Source organism: Brucella pseudogrignonensis, assembly GCF_032190615.1.
GTDB classification, from domain to species: domain Bacteria; phylum Pseudomonadota; class Alphaproteobacteria; order Rhizobiales; family Rhizobiaceae; genus Brucella; species Brucella pseudogrignonensis_B.
This window is the reverse complement of record NZ_JAVLAT010000002.1, coordinates 1,070,691-1,097,288: the sequence shown is the minus strand read 5'-3', so window position 1 is coordinate 1,097,288 and position 26,598 is coordinate 1,070,691. Positions and strand designations below refer to the sequence as shown.

The following is a 26,598-nucleotide window of genomic DNA, read 5'->3' as shown; positions in this document are numbered from 1 at the left end:
ATGAAATTATTTCTTCAGGATCGCATCTGCCTTGCCTGCGGCTTCTTTGAGTACGGCGTCTGGCTCACCTTTGCCAAGATAGATGGTTTGCATGGCGTTGGATGTGATATCGGCGATTTCTTCCCAGCCCGGAATGATCGGTGCAAAACGTGCATCAGGAAGCAGGGCGGTGAAAGCAGCAAGATCAGCATTATTGACGTAATAATCCATCTTGGCTTCTTCCTTGTTTACAGGAAGGAAGCCCTCGCCTTGCGTAAACTTGGCGCGCCAATCTTTCTGGAACAGGAAGTCGAGAACTTTCCAGGCCTCTTCCTTGTTCTTGGAATTCTGGAACATAATGACGGAGTCGGTCACGCCATAGGTGCCGCGTGCGCCGGTTGGACCAGCGGGAATTGCGGTAACACCATATTTCAGGTTCGGCGCCTCTTCCTTGATCTGGTTCGACAAGAATGGCGCTGTGATCATCATGCCAACTTTGCCCTGCTTGAACAGGTTCTGCACATCTTCGCGTGCATAGGATGTAACGCCCGGCTGAGTGAGGCCATCATCAATCATCGATTTGTAAAGCTTGGCTGCTTCCAGTGCACCTGGCGAGCTCAGGCCCGATGTGCCATCCTTGTTGAGGATTTCAGCACCTTGTGACCACATGGCGTAGTAATAATATACGTCGGTCTCGATTTCCTTGCCTTGCAAGCCGAAACCATAGTTTTCGCCGCCGAGCGCCTTAATTTTTTCTGCGGCGGCTTTGACTTCATCCCAGTTTGCTGGAGGATTAGCTACACCTGCTTTTTCAAGCAGATCTTTGTTGTAATACATCGCGCGGGCAGATGCGGCGATGGGCAGGCCATATGTTTTGCCTTCCAATACCGAAGGTGACAGGAAGGTTTCGATGAAACGATCCTTGAAAGCATCGTCCATATAGCCGTCCATCGGCTCGGCAATGCCCTGCTGCACGAAATCGATCAGCCAGCGCGTTCCGATGATAGAAAGATCAGCATTGGTTCCGGCTGAAATATCGGTTGTAAGCTTCTGGAGAAGCACGTCCCATGGCACGACTTCGAAAGTCAGCGTGATGCCGGGGTTCTCAGCTTCAAAAGCCTTTTTCACTTCTTCAAAATATGGACCCGTCTTGGAGCTGTACTCCGCGACTGTCATACGCACTTCGCCAGCAAGCGCCGTCGAACCGAGTGCCAGAATGCTTAATCCAGCCAAAAGGCCAGTCTTCCATTTTCCTATCGTCATGTTTCCGTTCCCCTTTTTGCCTCTGCTCTATGCAGGAAGTGCTAATTTTTGTTATTTTCCTACATTATCGGCAAATTTTGCGCTTTCAAGTAAAATGTTTTGTTGTAAACTTACATTTTCACTTCTAGGCTAATCAAAATAATCAGGCACGCAAAGTGCTGTACAAAGGGGAACAGAGTGGATCATTCAGGCGAATTTGCCGGAAAATCCGTGTTAATCACTGGTGCTGGTGGCGGCCTTGGCGCAGCTTTGGTTGAGATGTTTTCGACGCGCGGCGCGCGTGTAATTGGCTGTGACCAAAGCTTGGAAGCGTTGCAAGCTCCCCAAATAGCCAGTCGTTATGTTTTCGATTTGCTCAATCGCGATTCATTGGCTGCCGTCGCGGATGACATCATGGCGCGTGAGGGTGTGCCGGATATCGTCATCAACAACGCTGGCTGGACCCGGGCCGAGACTTTTGAAGAACTTGATCAGACAATGATCAATCGGGAAATTGATCTCAATCTGACAGGGGTAAGCGCGGTTTCTACTGCCATCGCCCAAAAAATGGCTATACGCGGTTCTGGCACATTTGTTTTTGTTTCGTCGGTCAATGCGCTCTCGCATTTTGGTAATCCCGCTTATGCAGCGGCAAAAGCCGGAATCAATGCTTTTGCACGGGCGCTCGCAGTTGAATATGGCCAGTATGGTTTGCGCGCGAATGTGGTCTGTCCCGGCTCTATTCATACATCTGCTTGGGATCATCGCATCGCCAAAGATCCAACCGTGTTTGAAAAGCTCAAACGTCTTTATCCGCTTGGTCGCATTGTCAAGGTGAATGAGGTGGCAGAGACGATTGCTTTTCTTGCATCAGATCGTGCGTCTGGCATCACCGGCACGATATTACCGGTTGATGCAGGGCTTATGGCGGGCTGTCGTCCTTTTATCGATGATATTTTAAATGGGAACTGAGTGATGAAAAATGTTTCCCTGCGTGGCATTACCAAATCTTTCGGGCAAATGACCATTCTTGATCGGGTTGATCTCGACATCGAGGATGGTGAGTTTCTTGTGCTGGTTGGGCCGTCTGGCTGTGGTAAGTCTACGCTTTTACGCATGGTTGCGGGGCTTGAGCCAATTTCCGGTGGTGATTTGACGATCGGTGGCGAACGCGCCAATGACCTCCCGCCGCAAAAGCGTAATATCGCGATGGTGTTTCAGTCCTACGCGCTCTTTCCACATATGACGGCGCGCGAAAATATCGGTTTTGGCCCACGCATTCGCGGTGAAGATAAAGCAGCAACTGCTGCCAAAGTTGATAAAGCCGCAGGCATTCTCAATCTGCATTCTTATCTTGATCGCTATCCGCGCCAACTGTCTGGTGGGCAGCGTCAGCGCGTCGCCATGGGGCGCGCCATTGTGCGCGAGCCATCGGTGTTTCTCTTCGATGAACCATTGTCGAACCTTGATGCGCAGCTTCGTGTGCAGATGCGTACTGAAATCAAGGCGCTGCACCATCGTCTCAAATCGACTGTCATCTACGTGACGCATGACCAGATCGAAGCCATGACGATGGCCGACCGTATTGTCGTTATGAATCAGGGCAAAATCCAGCAGATCGGTGCGCCGCTCGATCTTTATGATCGTCCGGCAAACAAGTTTGTCGCTGGGTTCATAGGCTCGCCGTCGATGAGCTTCATTCCCGGTGAATTGCTGGAAGGTGGCAGGTTCCGTACCACAGAAGGCGAAGAGATTGCCGTTCCGGGAAAATCTGTGTCTGGCCGGAAGGCTGAATTGGGTGTGCGTCCTGAGAATTTCGTCATTGCGAAAGACGGCGAGGGGTTAACGCTTGTTATCGAAGTGGTCGAACCAACCGGACCAGAAACTCATGTTTATGGAAAAATTGCTGGCGAAGCTGTGCGTGCCGTATTCCGCGAGCGTATTCACCTTGCACCCGGAGAGCGAGTCCCTGTAACGGCAAAGCCCGAACATATTCATCTCTTTGATAAGGAAAGCGGTTTGCCGCTTTAATACTGCATGAGCAAGGTCGCAGACATCATTACACGGCTTCATGCCGCAGCACAGGACGGGTCGAAATCCGACCGCCGGTTGGCTGCTTTGGTGTTGTCTGACCCCGCCTATGCATCCAAGGCCGCTATTTCGGAAATAGCGTCGCGTGCAGAGGTGAGTGAGCCGACTGTGACCCGGTTTTGTCGCGGGCTGGGCTGCGATGGGGTTCGTGATTTCAAGTTTTTTCTGGCGCAAGCACTTGCGATTGGCGGTCAATATCTGACGGCAGAAATTCCAGCTCGTGATATTCGTGAGGCGCGTATCGCCTCCGCTGTGACTGACGCTGCCGTCGCTGCTATTCATCGCGCAAGTGATATGCTCGATATGTCCGTTGTGATGTCAATCGCTGAGCGGATTGTAAATTCAGGCTCAGTGCTTTGCCTTGGTTCGGGTGGCATTTCATCAATGATGGCTACAGAATTGCAAAACCGGCTTTTCAGGCTCGGTATTCCGGTTCTGGCGCAAGTGGATGGTCAATTGCAGCGCATGTATGCAGCGGTTGCAACGCGCGAAACGACGGTCATTGCATTCTCGGTGTCAGGTTATGCCCGTTCGGTTGTCGAGGCTGTGCTGGTTGCCCGTCAATATGGTGCAGAAACGATTGCGATAACCGCGCCGGATTCTGATCTTGCCAAAGCCACACATGTGGTTATTCCGTTCCAGTCTAATGAGGATGGAAATCTCTATAAGCCGACATCTTCGCGGTTTGCATTGATGGCAATTCTCGACATGATCGCCACCGCCACTGCTGAAATTCACGGGCCACAAGTGCTTGAGAGCTTACGGCGTATCAAGCACAGTTTAAACACACTCAAGATTGATGATCCGCGTTTGCCGCTGGGAGACTGATGAATGACGAGGCCTAAAAATATCCATGAGATTGATACGCCTGCAATTCTGATTGATGTAAATCGCGTTCAGGCCAATATTGTTAAGGCGCAGGCGCATGCCGATGCGATCGGTGTGAAGCTGCGTCCGCATATTAAAACACATAAGCTCCCATATTTTGCGCGACGCCAGCTCGAAGCCGGAGCTGTTGGCATTACCTGTCAAAAGCTTGGTGAAGCGGAAGTCATGGCGGACGCAGGCATCATCGATATTTTCTTGCCCTATAATATTCTGGGTAAGGCGAAGCTTGATCGGCTTTATGCTCTGCATCAGCGTATCACAATATCTGTAACGGTTGATAACGCGACGGCCCTTGAGGGACTGGAAAAGCGTTTCACCAATGCAGGGCGACCGCTTAAAGTTTTGGTGGAATGCGACACCGGCATGGGGCGCTGTGGTGTGCAAACAGCCGAAGAGGCACTCGAACTCGCTCGGCAGATCAGCCAGAGCAAAGGTCTGCGCTTCGGTGGCCTGATGACCTATCCTGCGACTGGCAAGGCAGAACAGGCCGAAAACTGGTTGCGTAAAGCGCGCGATCTTTTGGCTGCCAATGGAATTCAATGCGAAACCATTTCAAGCGGCGGCACGCCCGATATGTGGCTTTCGCCCAACGAGAGTGTTGTTACGGAATACCGCCCCGGTACGTATATTTACTTTGATCGTTTTCAGGTGGCTAAAGGCGCGGCAACGCTCAACGATTGTGCTTTGACGGTACTCGCGACAATTGTCAGTCATCCGACAGCAGACCGAGCGATAATCGATGCGGGTTCAAAATCGCTTTCCAGCGATACGCTAGGGCTGCATGATTTTGGCGAATTGGCTGAGAGGACAGACGCACGTGTGACGGGTCTGAGCGAAGAGCACGGCACGCTTAAGGGTGATATTGCTGGCTTGAAAGTCGGTGATAAGGTGCGGGTTATTCCCGATCATGTCTGTGTTGTTTCCAATCTTTTCGACGAAGTGCATCTGATTTCCGGCGACGATATCATCGATATTTTGCCTGTCGCTGCACGCGGAAAGCTTAAATGATGATAGATAATCCTTTTGCCGGCGATAAAGACCGCGAGCAGATTTGGGACATGCTGGTTCGTCGCGATATTGAGGCCTTTGTTACACAGAACTGGTCATTGGTTGCTGATGACTTTGATGAGGCGCGTTTTCTCGGCATTCATGCGCATGGTGAAGCAAACCCCGACAAATGGGACGCTGCTTTCCCAACACTCGCTTCCTATCGCGATGAATGGTTGCGGCAGGCAGCCGCGAGTGCGGCAACTGATTATGCCGAATCTCTTGCTGATGGCGTACACCGTGCAACACGACTCAATGTGATTGATATCAATGGTGATGTCGCAGTTGCGCGTAAAAAGTTCGACGGAACTATCGCTAAAGCAGATGGAACGCAGGATATTTTGAACTGGCAGACGCTCTATTTCTGTCGTCGCGATGGCGGTCGTTGGCGCATTACGGGCTTTGTCGGATATATGGTTAACGACTGATTGAAACGCGTTAAATAATCTTGCAAATTTGGGCACGGATCGGTTGGGCCGCGCCCATTTTTCTGGTAGATGATGCCATATATTGCACAAGTATAATCATACAATTTCACTGTAATTAAGCTCAATTATATTCTGCGAATACTAAATTGTCTCATGTCGCAGCCGATTGCATATTTGTCGCAGCTCGCTCCTGTGCGGCCCTTCCAGCGGATTACTATTATAGTCAGGTTGACCGATGAGATCCGAGAACCGGACAAGTTGATCAACCCTTATATTTCGTCGCGCAGCCCATCAAAAACTATCAAGGGGACGGGCCGTGCAAAGATGAATCCGTGACTGTGGGTGGACATGTCGGGAAATGGCCTATATAAATAGATCACACCAATCGATAATCATTCCATGTGGGCATGTCGTTGCTCGCAAGTTGCGCATGTCCAATTCGCGCGTGAATGAAGAAATAAAAATGATAAAAAGGAGATTAAACCCACAAGCGCAGTGGGGTTAAACATAATGCATGGTATTTTATACAAGGATGAAAGTATGAAGTCGCCAGCTAAGACAAAAATAAGCTTGAATAGCGTGTTTAAAGTCTTCGGCGACGATCCGAAGCTTGCGATGCAGGAATTGCTTGCAGGGAAATCAAAGGCCCAGATTCACAGCGATCATGGCGCCACAATCGGTGTAGACAACGCGACCTTCGATATTAAAGAAGGTGAAGTATTCGTGATCATGGGTCTCTCTGGCTCAGGTAAGTCAACGTTGTTACGCCTTCTCAATCGTCTTATTGAGCCGACCGACGGTTCCATTGAAGTTGATGGTCGCGATATCGTGAAAATGTCGAAGCGCGAGCTTATCGATCTTCGTCGCCGCGATATGAGCATGGTGTTCCAGTCATTTGCCCTTCTTCCAAATAGGAACGTGATTGATAATGCCGCGTTTGGTCTTGAAGTGGCCGGATTGGGCGAGGCTGAACGTCACGAAAAAGCGCTGAAAGCGCTGGCAGCAGTGGGTCTTGAACCCTATGCGCATTCGATGCCTGATCAGCTTTCCGGCGGGATGAAGCAACGCGTTGGTCTTGCAAGAGCACTGGCGAGTGAACCCACCATTCTGTTGATGGACGAAGCATTTTCGGCGCTTGATCCGTTGATCCGCACGGAAATGCAGGACGAATTGAAGCGCCTTCAGGCGGAACACAGCCGCACAATCATTTTCGTAAGCCACGATCTCGACGAAGCCATGCGTATTGGTGATCGTATTTGCATCATGCAGCACGGCAAAGTGGTCCAAGTCGGTACGCCAAACGAAATCGTCTCAGCACCTGCTAATGATTATGTTCGGTCATTCTTCCGCAATGTTGATGTTTCGCGTGTGTTTAAGGCCGCTGATGTCGTGCGCGAAGATGAGCTGATCACCTTCGATCAGGCACAATTGTCTTCCGCACTCGAACGTCTCGATGCAAGTGGCAAGCCTTATGGCGTATTGCTGGATGCCGACCGTATTTATCGCGGCGTTGTCACACGGGAAGCGCTTGCGAGCGGAAACTTCAAGATAGAGAACGATCAGTTGGATGGAGCGATTGCGATACAAGCTGATGCTCCGTTATCGGGGCTTCTGGTGCGTGTGGCGGAAAGTCCTTGGCCTGTTCCAGTAACGGATCGGAATAATCGCTACCTCGGTGCTATCAGTAAATCGGCATTGCTTGAAACGCTTGGCCGCGCAGGCTGATCTGCGCGCCTTATTTCTCTCAGGCTTTCGGGGTCAATCCCGTTTGGACGCCCCGCAAGGGACAGAAGTCCAGCCATAGGTAACTCGATCTGAAATGGACGGTAAACCATGGATTTTAATTTTAGTATCGGTGGAGGAGCAGATGTAGTGGTCAACTACATTCTCGATCATTTCACGCCTGCACTTGATATTATTGCAGCCACTATCGGGTTTGTAACCGATGGTATTCAAAATGCTCTTCTCGCAATTCCACCATATGGCGGCGTGGCAATTCTCACGCTGCTGGCTCTCTGGAGGGTCGGCTGGAAATTCGCGATTTTTGCGGTACTGGCCCTTGCTCTCATTATTCATATGGGGCTGTGGAGCGGCACAATGGAAAGCCTCTCACTGGTGCTGGCTTCTACAATTATCGCGGTGGTGATCGGTATCCCACTCGGCATCGCGATGGCGCGCAGCGATGCGGTTGCATCGGTTGTTCGTCCGGTGCTTGATCTGATGCAGACAATGCCAGCGTTTGTCTATCTCATTCCGGCAGCTATGTTTTTTGGCCTTGGTGCCGTACCGGGTACGATTGCAACCGTTATCTTCGCAATGCCGCCCGTGGTGCGTTTGACCAATCTTGGTATTCGTCAGGTGCATGCAGAATTTGTTGAGGCAGGCCTCGCATTTGGTTGCACATCAAGACAGCTACTTTTCAAAGTACAGCTCCCCAATGCCATGCCATCCATAATGGCGGGTATGAACCAGACAATCATGCTGTCGCTCTCCATGGTGGTTATTGCATCGATGATCGGTGCCGGTGGTCTTGGTAACACGGTACTGACAGGCATTCAGCGTCTGGACGTCGGCAAGGGCTTTGAAGGTGGTCTGGCTGTGGTCATTCTGGCCGTTATTCTCGACCGCATTACGCAGAGCTTTGGCAAGGGAAATTCTGGCGGCGTGCTGGGCTTTTTCAAAAGGTTGTCCTTCATGAAAAAGAATGAGGGCGAGCAGTCCTCATCCTCACTACGCAATCAACAAGCATAAATAAAAAAACGGGAACTCTTTCAATTCAAAGGAGAAGTTATGTTAGGCAAACTGACAAAATTCGGTCTTGCGGCAGTTGTTGCAGGCAGCATGTGCGCCGGAGCAGCCTTCGCGCAGGATAACAAGACGGTAAAAATCGGCTGGGCTCCATGGTCTGATGCGGAGTTCGTAACAAAACTCGCTGCAAAACTGATCGAAGATAATCTCGGCCAGAAGGTCGAGCTGGTTCAGACCGATGTTGCGCCGCTGTATCAGGGCGTGAGCCGCGGTGATGTCGATGCGATGATGATGGCATGGCTGCCGGAAACACACGCGGATTATTACAAGCGCGTTGAAGATAAGGTCGAAAACCTCGGTCCGCTTTACGAAGGTGCCAAGCTTGGCTGGATTGTACCAGACTACATTCCGGAAAGTGAAATTAGCTCGATTGAAGATCTGAAGAAGCCGGAAGTTCGTGAGAAACTGAAGGGCGAAATTCAGGGTATTGATCCGGGTGCAGGTCTGACCCGTCTTTCCGAAGAAGCAATCAAAAAATATGGCTTAGACTACAAGCTGAATGTATCGAGTGAAGCAGCAATGCTGACAACGGTTGATCGTGCGACGCGTTCAGATGGTTGGTTTGTAGCAACCTCTTGGAGCCCGCATTGGATGTTCGGCAAATATAAGCTTCGTTATATTGCCGATCCAGAAGGTGCATTGGGCGGCGCAGAACATGTCGATGCGATTGCGCGCAAAGGTTTCAAGGAAGATAACCCGAAAGCTGCAGCGCTTCTGACTAAAATGAGCATTCCTATCAATGAGCTTGAAACTGCGATGTTCAATGCGCAGGAAACTTCTTACGAGAAGGCCGTTGATAAATACATCGCCGATCATCCGGATCGGATTAAAGAATGGCTTGCTGAATAATCATAGCGCTTTCGAGAAAACAGAACCCCGGCATGCGCCGGGGTTTTTCTTTGGAGTAACGCGCTTAAACCACATAGCCGGGTCACGAATTTGATTGGAATACTCTCAATTGAAAAGGAGCAGGCTCCTCCCCAAGAACCTGCTCCTTAATGCATCGCCCCGCCTGCGGATGGTCGATGCTGTATCTGTAAGCTATTGATTAGTAATAACTAATTAAAAGCCCTTAATCTTATGATCAACTTTAACGCACAATTGTTTTCAAGTGCAACTTGATTCTGATGTTCACTAAAGGAATTCTTACATTTTCTACTTGAATTGAAAAAGCTGCCAGATTTTGCAGGCAGTTACTCTAGTCCGCACGCGCGCAGAAACAGTGTAGAGACTTCTTTCTCGATGCGGTCGAGGTCTAACGGTTCATCTTTACTGAGCGACATCATGCTGCGGACCTGTGTTTCAAAGTCTGCATAGTGCTGGGTGACGGCCCATATGTGCATCTGGAATAGCAATGGATCGACCGGCTTGATACGACCATCATCAACCCATGACTGAATGAGTTTCACTGCATTATGAGTTGCCGAAACGTGCTTCTTCCAGTGGCGGCTGAGAAAAGGCGCTCCATTGGCAATCTCGGTCGTGAATAGCCGTGAGGCTTTCGGGTTTTTCTGACTGAATTCAAGCTTGGCCCGAATATATTGCCGGATAAGTGTGGCCGGGTCTTCCTCGTTGCTGACGCCGAGGAATATGTCTTCCCACTCATCAAGGATATAAATGAGAATATCCTCGTAGAGTTCTTCTTTGCTGGAAATATAATAATGCAGCTGAGGCTTGGTTAGTCCAGCGCGCTGCGCAATCCCTTGCGTGGATGCGCCCGCTAGTCCTTTTTCGGCAAATTCATCGATGGCTGCGGTACGAATGGCACCCTGAATGCGACGCCTGCGGCCAAGAACCTTGTCTCGTCCGGTCAGCTCACTATCGTCATTCTGGTTGTCTGTGGTCATTCGTACCAGCCGTTATTAGAATTGCGGGAGGGTTATTGGCCCAATTGTTTCTTGATGTCGAGACCCGCACCCTTGTTAACAAAAGCGTCAGTTGCAACCTTGGTCATGTCCAGCTCGTCGCCGCTGACGATGCCCGACTTACGAGCCAATTCGTAGAATTCCTTGACGCGGTTCATGTCGATTGCGCCAATGCCCTTTTCGAGCGTGTCACCGCTATCGATCAGCTTAAGTTCCTTAAGACGCGCGAGCTCCGCATCAAGTGTTTCTTTGCTCATATCCGCATTGTCTTTGAGGATCAGCTCATAGGCTTTGCTGTTGTCGCCATAAAGGAAGTTGTTCCAGCCTTCGATGGAGGCCGTTACAAATCGCTGTACGAGCTCAGGATTTTCATCGACGAGCTGCTGGCGTGTTTCGATGGTATTGGCATAGGTGTTGAAGCCCTGATCGGCCAGCAGGAAGGTCGTGACCTTCGCGCCTTCTTTTTCAGCATAGATCGGCTCGGCAGTGGCATAGGCCTGCTGTACGGTCTTCTTGTCGCTCAGAAATTGCGCAAGGCTATAGCCATAAGGACGGAGCTGTTCGTCCTTGAAGCCGAAATCTTTCACCAGCCATGGCCAGAACGAGAACTGACCATCCTTGGAAATTAGGATGGTTTCTGCATTGGCAAGGTCTTTGAAGTCCTTGTATTCGCCTTCATGTGCCATTAGTGCCTGTGGGTCTTTCTGATAGAAAGCAGCCACAACTGTGGTCGGCACACCATTGGCGACATTGTTGAACGACAGAAGCAGATTGCCGGTCAGCAAAAAGTCGAGGCGTCCAGCAGTCAGCATTGGGCGATTGTTGACCTGCGGTCCACCCATTTCGATTTTCACGTCGAGGCCGTATTTTTCGTAGGTGCCATCGGCAACAGCCTGATAGAAGCCGCCATGACCGGCCTGAGCCAGCCAGTTGGTGCCGAGTGTTACTTTATCAAGCGCATAGGCCATCTGGGCGGAAAGGCCGAGCGAGAAAGCGGCGACTGCCGCAAAGAGTGCTTTTTTCATTTTGGTTCCCCTTGATTAGTCTTTTGCTACCATGTCGGCTGTCCAGCCGCGGGTTTTGCCTGGGTTAAGCAGGCCATATGGATCAGCCTGCTTTTTGAATTCGATCTGTACGCTGTCGATTTCTTTCATGCCGCCATCTTCGATGGTGTAAGCGTGCGGATCATATATGTCGCAGCCATCAACTTGTTCCAGCTCTTCGATCAGGCGGTACATTTCATCGCGACCTTCAAAGCGCACGAGCGGCAGTGCAAAAATCTGTACTTCGCCTTCCAGACGCGCCATTTCGTGATGCATATATTGCGTTTCGCCATAGCGTTCGATCTGGCGTGTAACCACATCAATGTCGAACGGGCGAGGATAGGCAACCTGCAAATAAGTCCAACCCGGTTCAGCCTTCAGCGCCTGAAGCGTGGTGTGGTTCCATCCACATTCATAAGCAGGCTGAAGCCCGGCCTTGTGCAACTCGTCAAGCGTCATCGAGAAGGAAACTTTGCCGCTGAACTCTGTGGCCAGCTGCTCGAAACGCGCCAGTTCTTGTGGTGCGATCATCGCGAAAACCGCATCCTTATCAGATGGGAAAAGATCGCCAAATTTTGTGTAGAAACGCGCAAAACGGCGATCCACCGTCGTCAGCAGGTAGCAATCGAGGTTTTCTTCGAGTGCTTTGAGACAGAATTTTAGTGTTGCCTCGTAGCTGTCGAAGAGGGCTGCGGTATGCACCCACTCGGTTGCTTTGGTGAGACCGATTTCGAGTTCAAGAATAATGCCATTGGTGCCGTAGGCGTGTTGCACTTTGTGAATGTCACGGCCCGTCAGTTCGATGGTTTTTGGCTCGGCCTCAACGGTCAGAACCTTGACCGAATAGACATTACCATCATCCCGCAACATGCCGTGGCGCAGAGAACCGATGCCACCCGAACCGCCCGAGAAAAAGCCGCCGATGGTGGCAATGCGACGTGTGGACGGATACATCAGTAGTTCCTGACCCGTTTCGCGCACCGCATCGTCGAGGCGGGAAATACGAGCGCCGCCTTCCACGCGAACCTTGCCCGGTTCGATTGCGATGATGCGGTCGATTTTGGTCATATCAAGAATGACGCCGCCTTCAAGCGGAACGCACTGACCGTAATTGCCGGTGCCGCCACCGCGAACGGTGATCGGAATGCGGAGCTTCGCGGCAGCGGCTGCCACGCGGCGCACTTCATCCTGATCTTTTGGGATGACGACGAGATCGCCCAAATAATGGCCGATGTCTTCCGTCAGGATCGGGCTGTACCAGAAATAATCTCGGGACCGCAGTTCGACCTGTTTTGGGTCATCATAAATGCGGATACCATCGATTTCGGCGCGAAACGCGGCCCAGTCATAGATGCGCTGTGGTGCGGCAGAATTCATGGGTGTCTCCGATTAAATTGGTTTACCATCGCGCCAGACGACGCGATGCGCCTGCGGACGGCTGATGAGGTCGTTAATGTCTGTAGCGTCATGCCAGATAAAATTCGCAGATCCGCCTTCGATCATCGCCAATACGCGGTCACTTCCGATGAAGCGCGCGGGCAGGGTGGTGATGCTATCGAGCCATTCATCCGGCTCAAGGTGGCAAACCGGGGCTGCGAGGCGCAGAACCGAAAGCGGATCGTAATCGCCATAGGGATAGAAAGCGTCGCGCACATTGTCGGAGCCGAGCATGGCGTCCATGCCCGCCCGGCGCGCTTCGTTGAGCGGAGCTACACCGCGAAGACGCGGCGATTGTCCGCCAAGCCTGTCTTGCAGATAGAGATTGGATGTTGGAAGCGACACAAGCGCTGTTCCAGCATCCGCAGCAGCGGAGAGAATGCGGCTTAGTTCCTGAGGCTCGCGCAGTGAAAGCGAACAGGCGTGACCGCAAAGGACACGGCCCGCCATATTGTGGCGCTTCGTTGCGGCAACAATCAGCGGAAAGCCATCGGCCTCTAATTCAAGCCCTTCATCGACATGAAAGTCGAGCTTGAGATCATGCTGCACCGTGAGACGAAACATCTCTTCAATTTTGGCTTCAAGATCAGCATTGCGATAGAAGAAAGCGCCAAGGACGCCACCATCGTTTGCTACACGTTCAGCAATTGCTGCGCCTGCGCCAAGCACGATGTCGCCATGGATAAGAGCAGCAAGCTCAAGGTCGATGCGATCTTTCCACTCCTGACGCAGCTCGTTCAACACCGGCCAAGCGATCGGCACATCAGGTGTGGTCCAATCGACATGAGTTCGCATGGCGCCAACGCCCTGCGCATAAGCTGCTTCAAGAGCCTTGGTGGCGCGTGCGCGGATATCGTCGGCACTCCAGCTCTCACGGTCGATATTCATCAGGTCAATAGCATCGAACAGGCAATCAACTTTGGCGCTGCCACGCTCCGCAATGCGGCCAATGGTGAAGGTCTTGTCGAGATGCACATGCACGTCAGCGAAAAGCGGTGTGATAAAGCCACCATTTTTAGACTGTGAGGGCGTCAGCGATGCAATGCGCCCGCAATCGATGCTGATGTCGTAATGACCATCAAGATCAGCAATGGCGATACCTCTCAGCATATCAACGTTCACGGCGGATCTCGCTTTCATGCCAGCGTCCAAGCACAAGACGTGACAACCAGCTTGTGATCAGGAAAATCACGATGCCAAGCAGTGAAACGAGGAAAAGTGCAGCAAACATGCGCGGAATTTCGTTGCGAAAGCTCGATTCCAGAATACGTGAGGCCAGGCCGGTGCTTTGGCCAGCACTGCCAGCAACGAATTCTGCCACCACAGCACCGATAAGCGAAAGACCGCCAGCGATCTTGAGCGCCGCCATAAAATAAGGCAGAGCGCTTGGAGCAAGCAGATAGCGCAGACGCTGCCAAGGAGTGGCGCGATAGAGCTTGAAAAGATCACGCAGATTATGATCAGCGCTGCGCAGGCCGATAACTGTGTTAGACAGGATCGGGAAGAAGGCCACGATCCATGCGCAGATCAGCAGGGCTGAAAACGTATCGCGTACGTAGATCAGGATCAGAGGTGCAATGGCAATGACCGGTGTCACCTGCAGAATGACAGCAAATGGAAAGAAAGCCATCTCGATCGGCCGCGACAGCGCGAAGATCATGCCGAGAACAACACCCCCAACAATCGCGCAGAGCAGGGAAATGAGCGTGAGTTTGACTGTGAACCACATCGACGTCATCAGCGATGGTCCATCTTTTATCAGTGTCTCACCAATAAGCGATGGGGCAGGGATCAGGTAATGGGGCACGTTATAGTAGCGCACCAGCCCCTCCCAGATGCCAAGTGCAATGAGGATCGCGAAGGTCGGCATAAAGATGCGCAGATTGCGCTCACGACGGGCGAGGCGATGTTGTTCTGAATTGAGAACGGGTAGTTCCTTTTGCATGATCCCTGTCCTCAGTGGTCAATATCTTGGGATGAAAGCGTCGCGGTGAGCGCATCGGAAACCGTCGCGCAATCCTTTGCGTAAGCTTCCGTCGTGCGAAAGTTTTCAGCGCGTGGATAGCTGCCTTCAATAGCGATATCGGCAACGACCCGTCCCGGACGTGCGGCCATAACGATGACGCGGTTTGAGAGATAGACGGATTCATAAACGCTGTGCGTGACGAAGACCACAGTGAGGCCGTGTTCCTGCCACAGCCGCAAAACATCATTGTTGAGCTTGAACCGCGTCATTTCATCGAGCGCCGCAAAAGGCTCATCCATCAACAAAAGGCGCGGACGCGTGACCAGTGCACGGGCAATCGAAACGCGCATTTTCATGCCACCCGAGAGTTCACGGGGATAGGCGTTGGCAAAGCGGGACAGACCAACCTGCGTCAGCACTTCTTCGACGCGCGGTGAGGCTTCCTTGCGGGATATGCCGGAAAGGCGCAGCGGCAAATAAACATTGTCGAACACGCTGGCCCATGGCATCAGCGTCGGCTCCTGAAACACAAAGCCGATGTCCTGCGCACCAATTGGGCCTTTGCCCGGTGCATGGCCATTGACGCGAATGTCGCCAGCGGAGATGGATTCAAGTCCTGCGATCATGCGCAGCGCTGTACTTTTGCCACAACCCGATGGGCCAAGGAAGCTTACGAACTGACCTTGTTCGATCTTGAGCGACATATCGCTGACCGCAATGACGCCCGTACCATATTGCTTGTAGACGCTTTTGATATCGATCAGGGAAGGTGAGGTTTGCGAGTTGGGGGCCACGCTCATCGTCCTTACCAGGCAGGTTGGTTATCGAGCCAAGAGAGCGGCGCTCGCTCAATCTCAGCCAGCACTTCAACCAACCGTTCGGCGGCGAAATCGATGGTCTTGCGGCCTTTTTCAGCACTGGCAAGCGATGCTTCGCCTGCGGCACCATGTGCATTGATGTCCTGAATCTGCCATGCGGGCTTTGCGCCACCACTCAGCGAAAGGTGCTTGTAGTCCAAAGCCAATGTTTCGGTCAGTGTGTTGAAGTTCTGCGCTTTTGACATGTCCACCAGATCGGGGTGGAACTCGAGCATGACAGAGGTTTCCATGTCGCCAGCGTGAATGCCGTGCTTAAGCTCATGCTCGCTATAAACGCCGTCCGGCATACCGAGGCCGAACCAGTTGACGCTGAACACCATCATATTGTGCTTAATGCGCAATTCGCGAGCTACGGTATCCATGATCGTGATCTGGCCGCCATGGCTGTTTAACAGCGCCATTTTGCGCACGCCACTTGCTGCAACGCAGGCTCCGATTTCGCACCACATGCGAATGAGCGTTTCTGCGGAGAATGTCAGTGTGCCGGGATAGAGGCTATGTTCATTGCTTTTGCCGATGGCTTGCGTTGGTAGAAAAAGCGCATGGCTTTCATCAGGCAGACGAGCGATGGTTTCTTTGACCATGCCCTCCACGATTGCGGCATCAACTGCCAGAGGGAGGTGCGGTCCGTGCTGTTCAATTGCGCCAACAGGCAGAACCGCCACAATCTTCTCGCGCTCGAGGCGTGAAAACGCTTCGCTCGTGTAATCAGACCAATATCTTTTCAATGTGGTGGCTCCTGCATTCTTGGGAGGCGGTAAAGCTTTTTACTAAACAATCTGACCGATCGGTCAAACTAAATGTTTAAAAAAATGCGGATGCATGTAAATAAGGTGTGAATCCGTGACGAATTCGCCACGCGACAGCCTGCCTCATGTTTATGATGCGCGGAAATTTCCGGAGGTCCTATGGACAACAGATGTATTATTATTGGCGCGGGGCATGCCGGGTCACAGGCTGCGATCAGTCTGAGACAGGAAGGTTATGCTGGCGAAATCGTTCTTATTAATGATGAGACGGATATTCCCTATCATAAGCCGCCGCTCTCAAAATCTTATCTGAAAGCCCCAGAAGCAGGCATTCTCGTTCTGCGCCCGGAAAGTACCTATCGCGAGAATAATATTGAGATGCTGTTTGGGCACAGCGTTGAGCATGTGTCTCTGACGGACAAGACAGTCACACTTGATGACGGCAAGGTGTTGAACTGGTCGGAGCTGGTTTTTGCGACCGGTGCTCGTGCGCGAATCCCCGATATGCCGGGTGTTGAGCTTGATGGCGTTGTCACGTTGCGCCGTTTGGGTGATGCGCGCCGCATTGCCGATATGATGCCACGTGTTGAGAACGTGGTGATTATCGGTGGCGGCTTTATCGGTCTTGAAATGGCCCATAGCGCAGTTGCGCTTGGCAAGAAGACCGTTCTGATTGAGGCTGCTCCGCGTGTCTTGGGTCGTTCTGTTGCCACACATATTTCTGCCTATGTCGAAACACGTAGCCGTGCGGCGGATATTACGCTTCTCACAGGCGTTGGCGTTGAAGCAATTCTTGGTGAAAAGGGTCACGTCACCGGCGTAAAGGCGGCCAACGGAACTGTTTACTCTGCTGATATGGTTGTGCTTGGTACAGGCGCCGTTCCGAATATCGAGCTTGCGGCCGAAGCCGGACTCGTTGTCGATAATGGGATTGTGGTTGACGAGCATATGCGTGCATCGAGCGCGCATGTTTATGCGATTGGCGACTGCGTGAGCTATGATCATTTCCATGCAGGTCGTCGCGTACGGTTGGAATCGGTGCAGAATGCGACCGATCAGGCCAAGCATGTTGCGCGCGCGATTGTTGGTCGCGGTACGCCCTTCCGCGATATTGCATGGTTCTGGTCGGATCAGGGCGACATGAAGTTGCAAACGGCTGGTCTTTCATTTGACGCCGACCGCCATATCCTGTCGGGCAGTCTCGAAGACAATGCCTTTTCTGTATTTCACTTTGCAGGTGACAAATTGGTGGCGGTTGATTCCATCAATCGCCCGACAGATCACATGATCGCGCGCCGGTTGCTCGCGGCTGGTATTAGTCCGAATGAAGACGATATTGCAGCGGGTGCCGCGCGTTTCAAAGAATTGCTCGCAGCCGCGCCGAAAGCCTGAGGATATAGAATGACTGTTTTAAAACATCTGCTCCCTGCCGATATGGCAGCTCCCTTTGCTGCTTATAGTCATGGCGTGAAGGTAGCCGCTGGCGCTGAATTGGTTTTCTGTTCAGGTCAATTGGGTATTGGGCCAGATGGCTCTGTACCTGAAGATGCAGGCGCGCAGGCCGAGCTATGCTTTGAGAATATTCGCCGCATCCTGCGTGATGGTGGCATGGAACTGTCTAATGTTGTGCGCATCAATGCCTATGTCACGGATCGTGCACATATGCGTCCTTACATGGATGTGCGTGATCGCCTGTTTCCGCAGCCTGCACCAGCGTCGACACTCATGATCGTTTCCGGTTTCACACGGGAAGAGTTTAAGGTTGAGATAGAGGTTGTCGCTGCGAAATAGCTTTCCATCATTGTGAATTGATCACAATAAAGCATATCGCCTTCGCTTGAGAGGGATGGTAGGGTTTTCCGACATCCTCCATTCCCTTTAGGCTTATTCATGTCAAATAATCAGACTTCGGCTTTGTCGCCGGAAACTTTGCCGCGCTCGTCTGTGCGACTGGCAGAGCTGGCACTTGCTCTTGGCGGCTTCGGTATTGGCACCGGAGAATTCGCAATCATGGCGCTTTTGCCCGATATCGCACGCGATCTGCATGTGACAATTCCAAGTGCAGGTCATTTGATCAGTTCTTATGCACTGGGCGTGCTGATTGGCGCGCCCGTTCTGGCCGTGTTTGGTGCACGGCTTGATCGTCGCAAACTGGTATTTTTGTTTATGGCGCTGTTTGCATTTGGCAATCTCGCCAGTGCATTTATGCAAAACTATGATGGCCTGATCCTGATGCGCTTTGTTGCAGGCTTTCCGCATGGCGCATATTTTGGCGTTGCGTCGCTCGTGGCCGCATCAATGGCCGAGCAGGGAAAGCGTGCTCAAGCCGTTGGGCGTGTTATGACTGGCCTAACTGTCGCAACACTGGTTGGGACGCCTTTGGCAACATGGCTGGGGCAAATTGCCGGTTGGCGCGCAATGTTTGCGGCGGTTGGTTTCATTGCCATTCTGACGATGGTGTTGATTAGTGTTTTTGTCCCAAAACAACCCGCAGAAGAGGGCGCTTCGCCGCTGCGCGAACTGGGTGCGCTGCGTCGCAAACAAGTTTTGCTGACCCTTGCGATTGGCGCTGTGGGAACGGGCGGGCTGTTTTCGGTCTTTTCTTATGTTGCGGCAACGATCACAGAAGTTTCGCATGTCGATATGAAGTGGATGCCGATTGTCTTTGCCATGTTCGGGCTTGGCATGGTCTTGGGCAACATCGTTGGATCTAACCTGACGGATCGCTCCGTTATGGGTACGGTTGGCGGCGTTCTTCTGTATGACCTCGCCGTGATGCTGGCATTCCCATTTTTGATGCAGCATCCGGCAACGGCATTTCTGAGTGTTCTGCTCGTCGGTGGTGGTTTTGCTCTAGTGCCTGCATTGCAGACACGCCTCATGGATGTGGCCGCTGATGCGCAAACGCTTGCGGCAGCACTCAATCACTCGGCACTCAATCTTGCCAACGCGTTAGGCGCGTGGCTTGGCGGATTAGCTATCGCATGGGGATATGGCTGGACTGCAACCGGAACAGTTGGTGCTTTCCTGGCGGTTGCGGGGCTGGCGGTGTTTGCCGTCTCATTGCTGACGGATCGCATAACGCGCCCAAAAGCAGCGCTGGCCGCAGAGTAGTGCACAAAAAAATAACACCCGCCGCGGGAGGAGCGGCAGGTGTCATTTAGGGTAAGACCGGAATGGGAGGAGGAGGTCCGGTCTTTATGTCACCGAGGAAAATGGGAGGAGGGAACACCCCGGTGAAAACCTTAGAAACTGTAGAAACGCGTTAATAAAGCGTCGCGGTTCAAATCAAAGGCATTAGCCTTCAGATGGCGCGTTCTTAGCGAGCAGCTGCCTTACGTGCAACGAATGGAATTTCCGAAGGCATAATGCCGAGGTCGTTGAGTTCGCGTGGGCTCAGGCGGCTCAGTTCGTTGACAGTGTTACGGTAACGGCGCCAGTTGTTGTACGAGCGGATCAGGTTCATTTCTCTCACCTAGTGAAAATCAAATCTCTTTGTTGCCACCAGCATATAGGCCCTATGTTTTTGGAAGTGGAGAGACAGATTTGCATAGCTGCTGTGCAATATAGCCTGTCGATTGCATGGCTTTTGCGCAACTTGGTCATTTTATAATCACAATCATCATGCCGACTGCCCAAATCACCAATTTGAGCGCCCTTTATGGCCTCAATCCTTAATGGATTGTAAATTTCTAGCCATATTCACTAATGTAAGGGGCTTTGTTAGAGGGTTCTTTTGCGCTTTCAGGGAAGATCGATTTTTGTCGCAAAAACCCCTGGAATTGTCGTCTCGTGACAATAATTATACATGACTCCCGAAACGGATTCAGTTAAGTGAGTTATGTCGTGTGATGGAACTTTGCTTCTTGTAAGTATGTTTTATCACTGTTTGTCTGCGGGAGAGAGCTGGCGCAAGCTGGCCACCGAAGGGGAAATCGCCCGAAATCTCTCAGGTACCATGAACCGCAGATGGGTAAGGCAACTCTGGAAAGTCGGGGGAAACTCCGCGCCGAAGGTGTAAGTATAGCTTGATAGCTATGCGAGTCTCTCAGGCTTGAGACAGAGGGGCACGAAGCAACCGCATTTCGCGGGGGCATACGTGCGACTCTGGAGTTGTTATGGGCGATACCGCACATTTGAATACCCTGCCTTTGCAGGATTTACATGAACAGGCTGGCGCACGCTTTGGCGGTTTTGCTGGCTGGAACATGCCGATTAATTATCCGCTTGGCGTTATGAAGGAACATCTTCACACGCGTGAGCATGTCGGCCTTTTCGATATTTCTCATATGAAGCTGATTGAAGTTTCGGGCGCAGATGCAATCGCTCTTTTGAGCGAAACCTGTCCGCTTGATCCATCCGTTCTGAAAACCGGCCAGTCTAAGTACACATTCTTTCTCAATGATAACGGCGGCGTTCTTGATGATCTTATCGTCACGCGCCTTGGCGAAGACCGTTTCATGGTCGTTGCCAATGCGGGCAACGCTAGAGCCGATATTGAGCATCTCAATGAAGCAGCATCTGGCAAGGACGTAACGGTCAATCCGCTGGATCGCGTTTTCCTGGCTATTCAGGGTCCGGAAGCCGAAAGCGTCATTACCGATGCTGGTCTTAAAGGTGCAGAACTCAGCTTTATGAGCGGCTTTGAGCCTAATCCCAACTGGTTTATGACCCGTTCGGGCTATACCGGCGAAGATGGTTTTGAAATTGGCTTGCCTGCCGATGAGGCACGCGCGCTTGCAACCAAGCTTTTGGCCGACGAACGCGTTGAATGGATCGGTCTTGCCGCGCGCGATAGCCTGCGGCTTGAAGCGGGTCTTTGCCTGCACGGTCAGGATATTACGCCGGAAACCGATCCGGTTTCGGCTGGCCTCACATGGGCAATTTCCAAGCCAGTGCGTGAAAAGGCTGCCTTCAATGGAGCCAAAGCCGTTCTGGATGCAATTGATAAAGGTGCAACCGCCAAGCGCGTCGGCCTTAAGCCGGAAGGCCGCCAGCCAGTGCGTGGCGGCGCAGAACTTTTCGACGAAACCGGTTTTCAGATCGGTACTGTTACATCGGGTGGCTTCGGCCCCTCCGCAGGTTTCCCCGTTGCCATGGGTTACGTCGAGGCAAGCCTCGCAGTCCCCGGCACCCGCATTTTCGCAGACGTCCGCGGTAACAAGGTTCCCGTTGATGTTCATGCACTTCCCTTCACACCGCATCGCTATCGCAAAGGATGATTTCCATGGCCAATATCCTGTTCACCGAAGATCATGAGTGGATCAGCGTCGAAGGTGGCGTTGCCACTGTCGGCATTACGACCCACGCACAGGAACAGCTGGGCGACCTCGTATTCGTAGATCTGCCGGAAGTCGGTCGTACCGTTTCCAAGGGCGAAGGCATCGTCGTTGTTGAATCGGTCAAGGCCGCTTCGGACGTTTATGCTCCGGTCGATGGCGAAGTCGTTGAAGTTAACGAAGCCGTTTCGAGCGATCCGGCAATCGTTAACCAAGCTGCAGAGGGCGATGGCTGGCTGTTCAAACTTAAGCTTTCCGATGAAGGCCAGCTTTCGGGGCTTCTCGACAAGGCCGGTTATGACAAACTCGTAGGATAAAAAGATGACGCAACAGGTTCTCCCCTTTGTTGCCCGTCATATCGGGCCACGCGTGGAAGATGAGCGCGCAATGCTTGCAGCGCTCGGTCTTCCTTCCATGGAAACACTGATCACGCAAGCTGTTCCCGCATCCATCCGCTTGAACCGCGCACTTGATCTGCCAGCGGCTTTGAGCGAACACGCAGCCCTTGCCGAGCTCAATGAAATCATGGGCCGCAATGTGGTGAAGAAGAGCTTCATCGGTGCGGGCTATCATGGTGTGCAGACGCCACCCGTCATTCAGCGCAACCTGTTCGAAAACCCAGCCTGGTACACCGCTTATACGCCTTACCAGTCGGAAATCAGTCAGGGCCGCCTTGAACTGCTATTTCACTTCCAGACACTTGTTGCAGAGCTGACAGGCCTGCCGGTTGCCTGTGCATCGCTACTGGATGAAGCAACTGCTGTTGCTGAAGCCGTGGGCGTTGCTGTTCGTCATCACCGCGACAAGCGCTCGCGCATTCTGCTTGCAGGCGATCTGCATCCGCAGAGCGTGGATGTGATCAACACCCGTGCAGAGCCGCTTGGCTGGCAGGTTGAAGCCGGAAGTACTGTTGACGACAACACCGCTGCCGTCATCGTGCCATGGCCGGATACGCGCGGCGTTTATGGCGACTTCACCGCTGTCATCGCCGATGCAAAGGCGAAGGGCGCTTTGGTCATCGCTGTTGCCGATCCGCTGGCGCTGACTATTCTGGAGGCGCCTGCCAAGTGGGGCGCTGATATGGCTGTAGGCTCTATGCAGCGCTATGGTGTTCCAATGGGCTTTGGTGGTCCACATGCTGCATATCTCGCAGTATCTGAACCGCTGACGCGTATCATTCCGGGCCGTATCGTTGGTCAGTCGGTCGATGCGCATGGCCGTGCGGCCTACCGTCTGGCTCTTCAGACGCGTGAGCAGCATATCCGCCGCGACAAAGCGACTTCCAACATCTGCACCGCGCAGGCACTCCTCGCCAATATGGCTGCATCTTTTGCCATCTGGCATGGTCCTTCGGGTCTTCAGGCTATTGCAACGCGTGTTGCCGGTCTTGCGTCTCGCTTCGCAACGGGCCTCAAGGCTGCTGGCGTCGAAATCGCGGGCGATAGCCTGTTCGACACCGTAAGCGTTAAGGTTTCCGGCAAGGCGCAGGCCATTGCTGACGAAGCAGACAAGGGCGGTCGTCTCATCCGCATCATTGATGCGGATACGGTTGGCGTCACCTTTGACGAAACCTCGACGGAAGACGATCTTGCAGCACTCGCAGTTCTGTTTGGCGCAAAGCCAGTCGGTAACGACGATCTGCTGGTTCCCGGCAAAGGCCGCGGCGAAGGCTTCCTGACACAGGACGTGTTCCATTCGCACCGTTCGGAAACCGAGATGATGCGCTTCCTGCGTCGTCTGGCGGACAAGGATCTGGCGCTTGATCGTGCGATGATCCCGCTTGGCTCCTGCACGATGAAGCTCAATGCGGCAGCAGAAATGATGCCTGTGAGCTGGAACACGGTTGCCAATCTGCATCCATTCGCACCTGCGGCACAAACGACCGGTTATGCCAAGATGACCTCGGATGTCGAAGCGTGGCTTTGCGAAGTCACCGGTTTTGCAGGCGTATCGCTGCAGCCCAATGCGGGTAGTCAGGGCGAATATGCGGGGCTTCTCGCGATCCGTCACTATCACCAGTCACGCGGCGAAGGTCATCGCAATATATGCCTGATCCCATCCTCTGCACATGGCACCAATCCTGCCAGCGCATCGATGGCCGGCATGAGCGTTGTTGTCGTTAATTGCCTTCCGGATGGCGATATCGACATTGATGATCTGAAAGCCAAGGCTGAAAAGCATCGCGACAATCTTGCGGCGTTTATGATTACCTATCCGTCGACCTATGGTGTGTTCGAAGAGGGCATCAAGGCTTTCTGCGAGATCGTCCATGACAATGGCGGTCAGGTCTATTTTGACGGTGCAAACCTCAACGCACTCGTTGGTCTTGCGCGTCCCTGCGATATTGGTGCTGACGTTTGCCATATGAATCTGCACAAGACCTTCTGCATTCCGCATGGCGGCGGTGGTCCGGGTGTTGGTCCGATTGGCGTGGCCAAGCATCTGGTGCCTTACCTGCCAGGTCATGTTGATCTTGGTTCCAAGCACGCTGTTTCCGCAGCACCGTTTGGCAGTGCATCCATTCTGGTCATTACGTGGATGTATATCCGCATGATGGGCGGCGCGGGTCTCAAGAAGGCAACCGAGGCTGCAATCCTCAACGCCAACTACATCGCGCATCGTTTGAAGGACGCTTATCCGATCCTTTACACCGGTGCACATGATCGTGTGGCGCATGAGTGCATCGTGGATACACGTGTTCTCAAGGATAGTGCAGGCATTACCGTAGAAGACGTAGCCAAACGCCTCATCGACTATGGCTTCCATGCGCCGACCATGTCGTGGCCGGTTGCTGGAACGCTGATGATTGAGCCAACTGAGTCTGAGCCTAAAGCGGAAATCGACCGCCTTTGCGATGCGATGATTGCCATTGCAGGCGAAGCAAAGAAGGTTGCCGATGGTGTCTGGCCTGCGGATGACAATCCGCTTGCCAATGCACCGCACACGGCAGGCGACACGCTGGCAACGGAATGGACACATCCTTACACCCGTGAGGAAGCAGTATTTCCGGGAAGCGCATTGAACGGCGATTTTGACACGACGGCGAAATATTGGCCGCCAGTCAGCCGCGTCGATAACGTGGGTGGTGACAGAAATCTTATCTGTTCATGTCCGCCGGTTGCGTCTTACGGTTGATACAGTACATCAGTGGCGTTTTAATGTTTTATAAAGGGACGGGTCGGAGCGGTACTCTATCGCTCCGGCAGAAATAAAAATTACCGCGTTCTAACGCAGATTTTATTTGTCCGCGAAAGAGCTTGGAATGCATTTTTATTGTCTGAACGCTGATGAGAACTATGTTCTTTGACAGTCATTTCCGGCAAGGAAAGAGACATGTTTTTGAAAGCGCTGCGGTAACGCGGCGCTTTTTGTTTTAGTTCTAACTTACTGAAATTCAGGCAAAAAAAGAGCCGGACTAAAAAGTCCGGCTAAGTTATGAAGGTGCCATAAAGGCAAACCTCCAGAGGGGAACACTTACCGCGCGCAATGGGAGGAGGCGCAAGCGGTAAGCACCTGTCATATGGACCTGTTGCAACTATTCTTCAACCCCTAAAACGCGAAATTTTTGACCATTTCGGAAAATTCTGAAACTTTTCACAATGAAGTGAAATTTCCCCAACATCCTGTCCGCCGACGTGTTGTGATTTTTCGATCTGTCAGACAGATCAAAACTGATTATATTTCCGTAAGATAGCTATGAAAATCGCTGTTTACACGGCGACGTCTTTCATTAGCTATCCTATTAAATGCTACATAAATCTATGAAATCATTAGAATAATTCTAAAACATTACCGTGGAGCTCATGTTCATTTCTGTTGCAGGGCGACATGCAGAGTTATAAAAGAGTAGTGATTAACGGTAGCCTGACAAGTAGTGTCGGGGGCTTCATTGCACTCCTGGCTAAAGAGTTTGGCGTTTCGTAAAAATCGAATGCAGCAGGATAAGGATTCAGAACGATTCCCTTCAAGAGATGAAGTCGGGCAATGTTCTGCTCACTGCATGAGAGTGTTTCTCAGGCGGTTTCAAGTGTACTGGATTGTTTGTTAATGCTCGTGCCATTTCTCATTATGTTCCGTGAAGGCGTGGAAGCTGCGCTGATTGTTGGTATTATCGCGAGCTATCTCCATCAGACTGGGCGCGGCGCCTGGATGCCGGTTGTCTGGATTGGCGTTCTGCTGGCCTTAGCGATGTCATTGGCAGTTGGTGCAATTCTCCAGCTCGTAAGCGCAGAATTTCCGCAGAAGGCGCAGGAGCTTTTTGAGGCCATTATCGGGCTCATAGCAGTTTTCGTGCTGACTTCCATGGTGTTCTGGATGCGGAAGGCCGCCCGCTCCATAAAAGCGGAACTGCATCATTCGATTGATGCGGCTTTTGAAACACCAACGCATAAGGGTTTTGGCCTCATCCTGATGGTATTCTTTGCTGTAGCCCGTGAGGGGCTTGAGTCGGTCTTCTTCCTGCTCGCCGCATTTCAGCAGAGCGAAGGTGGCGCAGCACCGCTTGGCGCATTGCTCGGTGTTCTGCTTGCCGCTCTGGTTGGTTACGGCATCTATCGTGGTGGCCTGAAACTCAATCTGCGCCGCTTCTTCCGCTGGACGGGTGTTTTCATCCTGATTATCGCAGCCGGCATTCTCGCAAATTCTGTCATGGCGCTGCATGAAGCCGGTATCTGGAATCATTTCCAGACGGTCATTTTCGATACAAGCGAAATTCTGCCGCTCGACAGCACGCTTGGCTCCGTTCTGGCTGGTATCTTCGGTTATATCGCAACGCCGACGGTTAGCGAAGTGGTTGCCTATCTCGGCTTCCTTGTGCCTGCGCTCATTATTTTCCTGATCCCATCTTCCGCACCTGCGCAGAGCGCAGCCGCGAAGCACACAGTTTAATCGAAGAGATT

24 protein-coding genes and 1 riboswitch are annotated in these 26,598 nt (G+C 52.3%); of the genes, 15 read left to right on the top strand and 9 right to left on the bottom strand.

The features are described from left to right. Nucleotides 1-6: 6 nt before the first annotated feature. On the bottom strand, nucleotides 7-1,242 hold the full coding sequence (locus RI570_RS16370) for a sugar ABC transporter substrate-binding protein (RefSeq protein ID WP_313829677.1): 1,236 nt from the start codon (nucleotides 1,240-1,242) through the stop codon (nucleotides 7-9). A 177-nt stretch (nucleotides 1,243-1,419) separates the two neighbouring features. On the opposite strand from RI570_RS16370, the gene RI570_RS16365 reads away from it, so the two are divergent. The 8 genes from RI570_RS16365 to RI570_RS16330 all read left to right on the top strand — a co-directional run bounded on the left by RI570_RS16365 (nucleotide 1,420) and on the right by RI570_RS16330 (nucleotide 9,332). Then, nucleotides 1,420-2,193: an SDR family oxidoreductase gene (locus RI570_RS16365; protein ID WP_313829676.1), complete on the top strand. Its 774-nt coding sequence runs from the start codon at nucleotides 1,420-1,422 to the stop codon at nucleotides 2,191-2,193. 3 nt (nucleotides 2,194-2,196) lie between these two features. Then, nucleotides 2,197-3,252, top strand: a complete 1,056-nt coding sequence (locus tag RI570_RS16360; RefSeq protein ID WP_313829675.1) for a sn-glycerol-3-phosphate ABC transporter ATP-binding protein UgpC — start codon at nucleotides 2,197-2,199, stop codon at nucleotides 3,250-3,252. Nucleotides 3,253-3,258: 6 nt separating this feature from the next. Next, nucleotides 3,259-4,140, top strand: coding sequence for a MurR/RpiR family transcriptional regulator (locus RI570_RS16355; RefSeq protein WP_313829674.1), 882 nt, complete (start codon nucleotides 3,259-3,261; stop codon nucleotides 4,138-4,140). Between the two features lie 3 nt (nucleotides 4,141-4,143). Then, nucleotides 4,144-5,208, top strand: a complete 1,065-nt coding sequence (locus tag RI570_RS16350) for a D-TA family PLP-dependent enzyme (protein WP_313829673.1) — start codon at nucleotides 4,144-4,146, stop codon at nucleotides 5,206-5,208. Further along, on the top strand, nucleotides 5,205-5,675 hold the full coding sequence (locus tag RI570_RS16345; protein ID WP_313829672.1) for a hypothetical protein: 471 nt from the start codon (nucleotides 5,205-5,207) through the stop codon (nucleotides 5,673-5,675). Before RI570_RS16350 ends, RI570_RS16345 begins: the two co-directional genes overlap by 4 nt. Before the next feature lie 540 nt (nucleotides 5,676-6,215). Next, nucleotides 6,216-7,400, top strand: coding sequence for a glycine betaine/L-proline ABC transporter ATP-binding protein ProV (gene proV / locus RI570_RS16340; protein ID WP_313829670.1), 1,185 nt, complete (start codon nucleotides 6,216-6,218; stop codon nucleotides 7,398-7,400). Nucleotides 7,401-7,508: 108 nt separating this feature from the next. Then, a complete protein-coding gene (locus RI570_RS16335) occupies nucleotides 7,509-8,426 on the top strand; it encodes a proline/glycine betaine ABC transporter permease (protein WP_313829669.1) in 918 nt (305 codons plus the stop codon). Between the two features lie 39 nt (nucleotides 8,427-8,465). Further along, the gene (locus RI570_RS16330) at nucleotides 8,466-9,332 is read left to right on the top strand and encodes a glycine betaine ABC transporter substrate-binding protein (RefSeq protein WP_313829668.1); all 867 of its coding nucleotides are present in this window, start codon (nucleotides 8,466-8,468) and stop codon (nucleotides 9,330-9,332) included. Between the two features lie 344 nt (nucleotides 9,333-9,676). Here the strand turns inward: RI570_RS16330 and RI570_RS16325 are convergent, their stop codons facing one another. The 7 genes from RI570_RS16325 to RI570_RS16295 are packed head-to-tail and all read right to left on the bottom strand — an operon-like array spanning nucleotide 9,677 to nucleotide 16,400. Beyond that, entirely contained in the window at nucleotides 9,677-10,330 is a 654-nt protein-coding gene (locus RI570_RS16325) for a TetR family transcriptional regulator C-terminal domain-containing protein (protein WP_310011697.1), read from the bottom strand. Between the two features lie 32 nt (nucleotides 10,331-10,362). Further along, on the bottom strand, nucleotides 10,363-11,373 hold the full coding sequence (locus tag RI570_RS16320; protein ID WP_313829666.1) for an ABC transporter substrate-binding protein: 1,011 nt from the start codon (nucleotides 11,371-11,373) through the stop codon (nucleotides 10,363-10,365). A gap of 15 nt (nucleotides 11,374-11,388) precedes the next feature. Then, entirely contained in the window at nucleotides 11,389-12,768 is a 1,380-nt protein-coding gene (locus RI570_RS16315; RefSeq protein ID WP_313829665.1) for an FAD-binding oxidoreductase, read from the bottom strand. Nucleotides 12,769-12,780: 12 nt separating this feature from the next. Further along, nucleotides 12,781-13,968, bottom strand: coding sequence for an amidohydrolase family protein (locus RI570_RS16310; RefSeq protein WP_313829664.1), 1,188 nt, complete (start codon nucleotides 13,966-13,968; stop codon nucleotides 12,781-12,783). Next, the gene (locus RI570_RS16305; protein WP_313829663.1) at nucleotides 13,940-14,773 is read right to left on the bottom strand and encodes an ABC transporter permease; all 834 of its coding nucleotides are present in this window, start codon (nucleotides 14,771-14,773) and stop codon (nucleotides 13,940-13,942) included. The genes RI570_RS16310 and RI570_RS16305 overlap by 29 nt, the downstream gene beginning before the upstream one ends. An 11-nt stretch (nucleotides 14,774-14,784) precedes the next feature. Next, nucleotides 14,785-15,594, bottom strand: a complete 810-nt coding sequence (locus RI570_RS16300) for an ABC transporter ATP-binding protein (protein WP_313829662.1) — start codon at nucleotides 15,592-15,594, stop codon at nucleotides 14,785-14,787. Between the two features lie 5 nt (nucleotides 15,595-15,599). Then, nucleotides 15,600-16,400 carry a creatininase family protein gene (locus tag RI570_RS16295; RefSeq protein ID WP_313829661.1) on the bottom strand — a complete coding sequence of 267 codons (801 nt, stop codon included), beginning with the start codon at nucleotides 16,398-16,400 and terminating at the stop codon, nucleotides 15,600-15,602. A gap of 180 nt (nucleotides 16,401-16,580) precedes the next feature. On the opposite strand from RI570_RS16295, the gene RI570_RS16290 reads away from it, so the two are divergent. From RI570_RS16290 to RI570_RS16280, 3 genes are all read left to right on the top strand, one after another. Continuing rightward, entirely contained in the window at nucleotides 16,581-17,813 is a 1,233-nt protein-coding gene (locus tag RI570_RS16290; RefSeq protein WP_313829660.1) for an FAD-dependent oxidoreductase, read from the top strand. Between the two features lie 9 nt (nucleotides 17,814-17,822). After that, entirely contained in the window at nucleotides 17,823-18,212 is a 390-nt protein-coding gene (locus RI570_RS16285) for a RidA family protein (protein ID WP_313829659.1), read from the top strand. 99 nt (nucleotides 18,213-18,311) lie between these two features. After that, entirely contained in the window at nucleotides 18,312-19,535 is a 1,224-nt protein-coding gene (locus tag RI570_RS16280) for an MFS transporter (RefSeq protein ID WP_313829658.1), read from the top strand. Nucleotides 19,536-19,740: 205 nt separating this feature from the next. Here RI570_RS16280 and RI570_RS16275 read toward each other — a convergent pair whose 3' ends face one another. Further along, the gene (locus tag RI570_RS16275; protein WP_084486680.1) at nucleotides 19,741-19,887 is read right to left on the bottom strand and encodes a DUF1127 domain-containing protein; all 147 of its coding nucleotides are present in this window, start codon (nucleotides 19,885-19,887) and stop codon (nucleotides 19,741-19,743) included. A 420-nt stretch (nucleotides 19,888-20,307) separates the two neighbouring features. After that, a riboswitch (glycine riboswitch) is annotated at nucleotides 20,308-20,397 on the top strand. A 142-nt stretch (nucleotides 20,398-20,539) separates the two neighbouring features. Between RI570_RS16275 and gcvT the strand changes: the two genes are divergently transcribed. The 4 genes from gcvT to efeU all read left to right on the top strand — a co-directional run bounded on the left by gcvT (nucleotide 20,540) and on the right by efeU (nucleotide 26,587). Further along, the gene (gcvT, locus tag RI570_RS16270) at nucleotides 20,540-21,643 is read left to right on the top strand and encodes a glycine cleavage system aminomethyltransferase GcvT (RefSeq protein WP_313829656.1); all 1,104 of its coding nucleotides are present in this window, start codon (nucleotides 20,540-20,542) and stop codon (nucleotides 21,641-21,643) included. Between the two features lie 5 nt (nucleotides 21,644-21,648). After that, entirely contained in the window at nucleotides 21,649-22,017 is a 369-nt protein-coding gene (gene gcvH / locus RI570_RS16265; protein WP_313829655.1) for a glycine cleavage system protein GcvH, read from the top strand. A gap of 4 nt (nucleotides 22,018-22,021) precedes the next feature. After that, a complete protein-coding gene (gene gcvP, locus RI570_RS16260; protein ID WP_313829654.1) occupies nucleotides 22,022-24,835 on the top strand; it encodes an aminomethyl-transferring glycine dehydrogenase in 2,814 nt (937 codons plus the stop codon). 912 nt (nucleotides 24,836-25,747) lie between these two features. Further along, nucleotides 25,748-26,587, top strand: a complete 840-nt coding sequence (efeU, locus tag RI570_RS16255; RefSeq protein ID WP_313829653.1) for an iron uptake transporter permease EfeU — start codon at nucleotides 25,748-25,750, stop codon at nucleotides 26,585-26,587. The last annotated feature ends 11 nt before the right edge of the window (nucleotides 26,588-26,598 follow it).

Excerpts from the sequence above, each read along its gene's own strand:
- gcvT (WP_313829656.1), top strand. The coding sequence starts at position 20,540 with ATGGGCGATACCGCACATTTGAATACCCTGCCTTTGCAGGATTTACAT.
- RI570_RS16280 (WP_313829658.1), top strand. The coding sequence starts at position 18,312 with ATGTCAAATAATCAGACTTCGGCTTTGTCGCCGGAAACTTTGCCGCGC.
- RI570_RS16305 (WP_313829663.1), bottom strand. The coding sequence starts at position 14,773 with ATGCAAAAGGAACTACCCGTTCTCAATTCAGAACAACATCGCCTCGCC.
- RI570_RS16310 (WP_313829664.1), bottom strand. The coding sequence starts at position 13,968 with ATGAAAGCGAGATCCGCCGTGAACGTTGATATGCTGAGAGGTATCGCC.
- RI570_RS16335 (WP_313829669.1), top strand. The coding sequence starts at position 7,509 with ATGGATTTTAATTTTAGTATCGGTGGAGGAGCAGATGTAGTGGTCAAC.
- RI570_RS16360 (WP_313829675.1), top strand. The coding sequence starts at position 2,197 with ATGAAAAATGTTTCCCTGCGTGGCATTACCAAATCTTTCGGGCAAATG.
- RI570_RS16320 (WP_313829666.1), bottom strand. The coding sequence starts at position 11,373 with ATGAAAAAAGCACTCTTTGCGGCAGTCGCCGCTTTCTCGCTCGGCCTT.
- gcvP (WP_313829654.1), top strand. The coding sequence starts at position 22,022 with ATGACGCAACAGGTTCTCCCCTTTGTTGCCCGTCATATCGGGCCACGC.
- RI570_RS16345 (WP_313829672.1), top strand. The coding sequence starts at position 5,205 with ATGATGATAGATAATCCTTTTGCCGGCGATAAAGACCGCGAGCAGATT.
- RI570_RS16330 (WP_313829668.1), top strand. The coding sequence starts at position 8,466 with ATGTTAGGCAAACTGACAAAATTCGGTCTTGCGGCAGTTGTTGCAGGC.
- RI570_RS16355 (WP_313829674.1), top strand. The coding sequence starts at position 3,259 with ATGAGCAAGGTCGCAGACATCATTACACGGCTTCATGCCGCAGCACAG.
- gcvH (WP_313829655.1), top strand. The coding sequence starts at position 21,649 with ATGGCCAATATCCTGTTCACCGAAGATCATGAGTGGATCAGCGTCGAA.
- RI570_RS16315 (WP_313829665.1), bottom strand. The coding sequence starts at position 12,768 with ATGAATTCTGCCGCACCACAGCGCATCTATGACTGGGCCGCGTTTCGC.
- RI570_RS16300 (WP_313829662.1), bottom strand. The coding sequence starts at position 15,594 with ATGAGCGTGGCCCCCAACTCGCAAACCTCACCTTCCCTGATCGATATC.
- RI570_RS16275 (WP_084486680.1), bottom strand. The coding sequence starts at position 19,887 with ATGAACCTGATCCGCTCGTACAACAACTGGCGCCGTTACCGTAACACT.
- RI570_RS16285 (WP_313829659.1), top strand. The coding sequence starts at position 17,823 with ATGACTGTTTTAAAACATCTGCTCCCTGCCGATATGGCAGCTCCCTTT.
- RI570_RS16325 (WP_310011697.1), bottom strand. The coding sequence starts at position 10,330 with ATGACCACAGACAACCAGAATGACGATAGTGAGCTGACCGGACGAGAC.
- efeU (WP_313829653.1), top strand. The coding sequence starts at position 25,748 with ATGCTCGTGCCATTTCTCATTATGTTCCGTGAAGGCGTGGAAGCTGCG.
- RI570_RS16350 (WP_313829673.1), top strand. The coding sequence starts at position 4,144 with ATGACGAGGCCTAAAAATATCCATGAGATTGATACGCCTGCAATTCTG.
- RI570_RS16370 (WP_313829677.1), bottom strand. The coding sequence starts at position 1,242 with ATGACGATAGGAAAATGGAAGACTGGCCTTTTGGCTGGATTAAGCATT.
- proV (WP_313829670.1), top strand. The coding sequence starts at position 6,216 with ATGAAGTCGCCAGCTAAGACAAAAATAAGCTTGAATAGCGTGTTTAAA.
- RI570_RS16290 (WP_313829660.1), top strand. The coding sequence starts at position 16,581 with ATGGACAACAGATGTATTATTATTGGCGCGGGGCATGCCGGGTCACAG.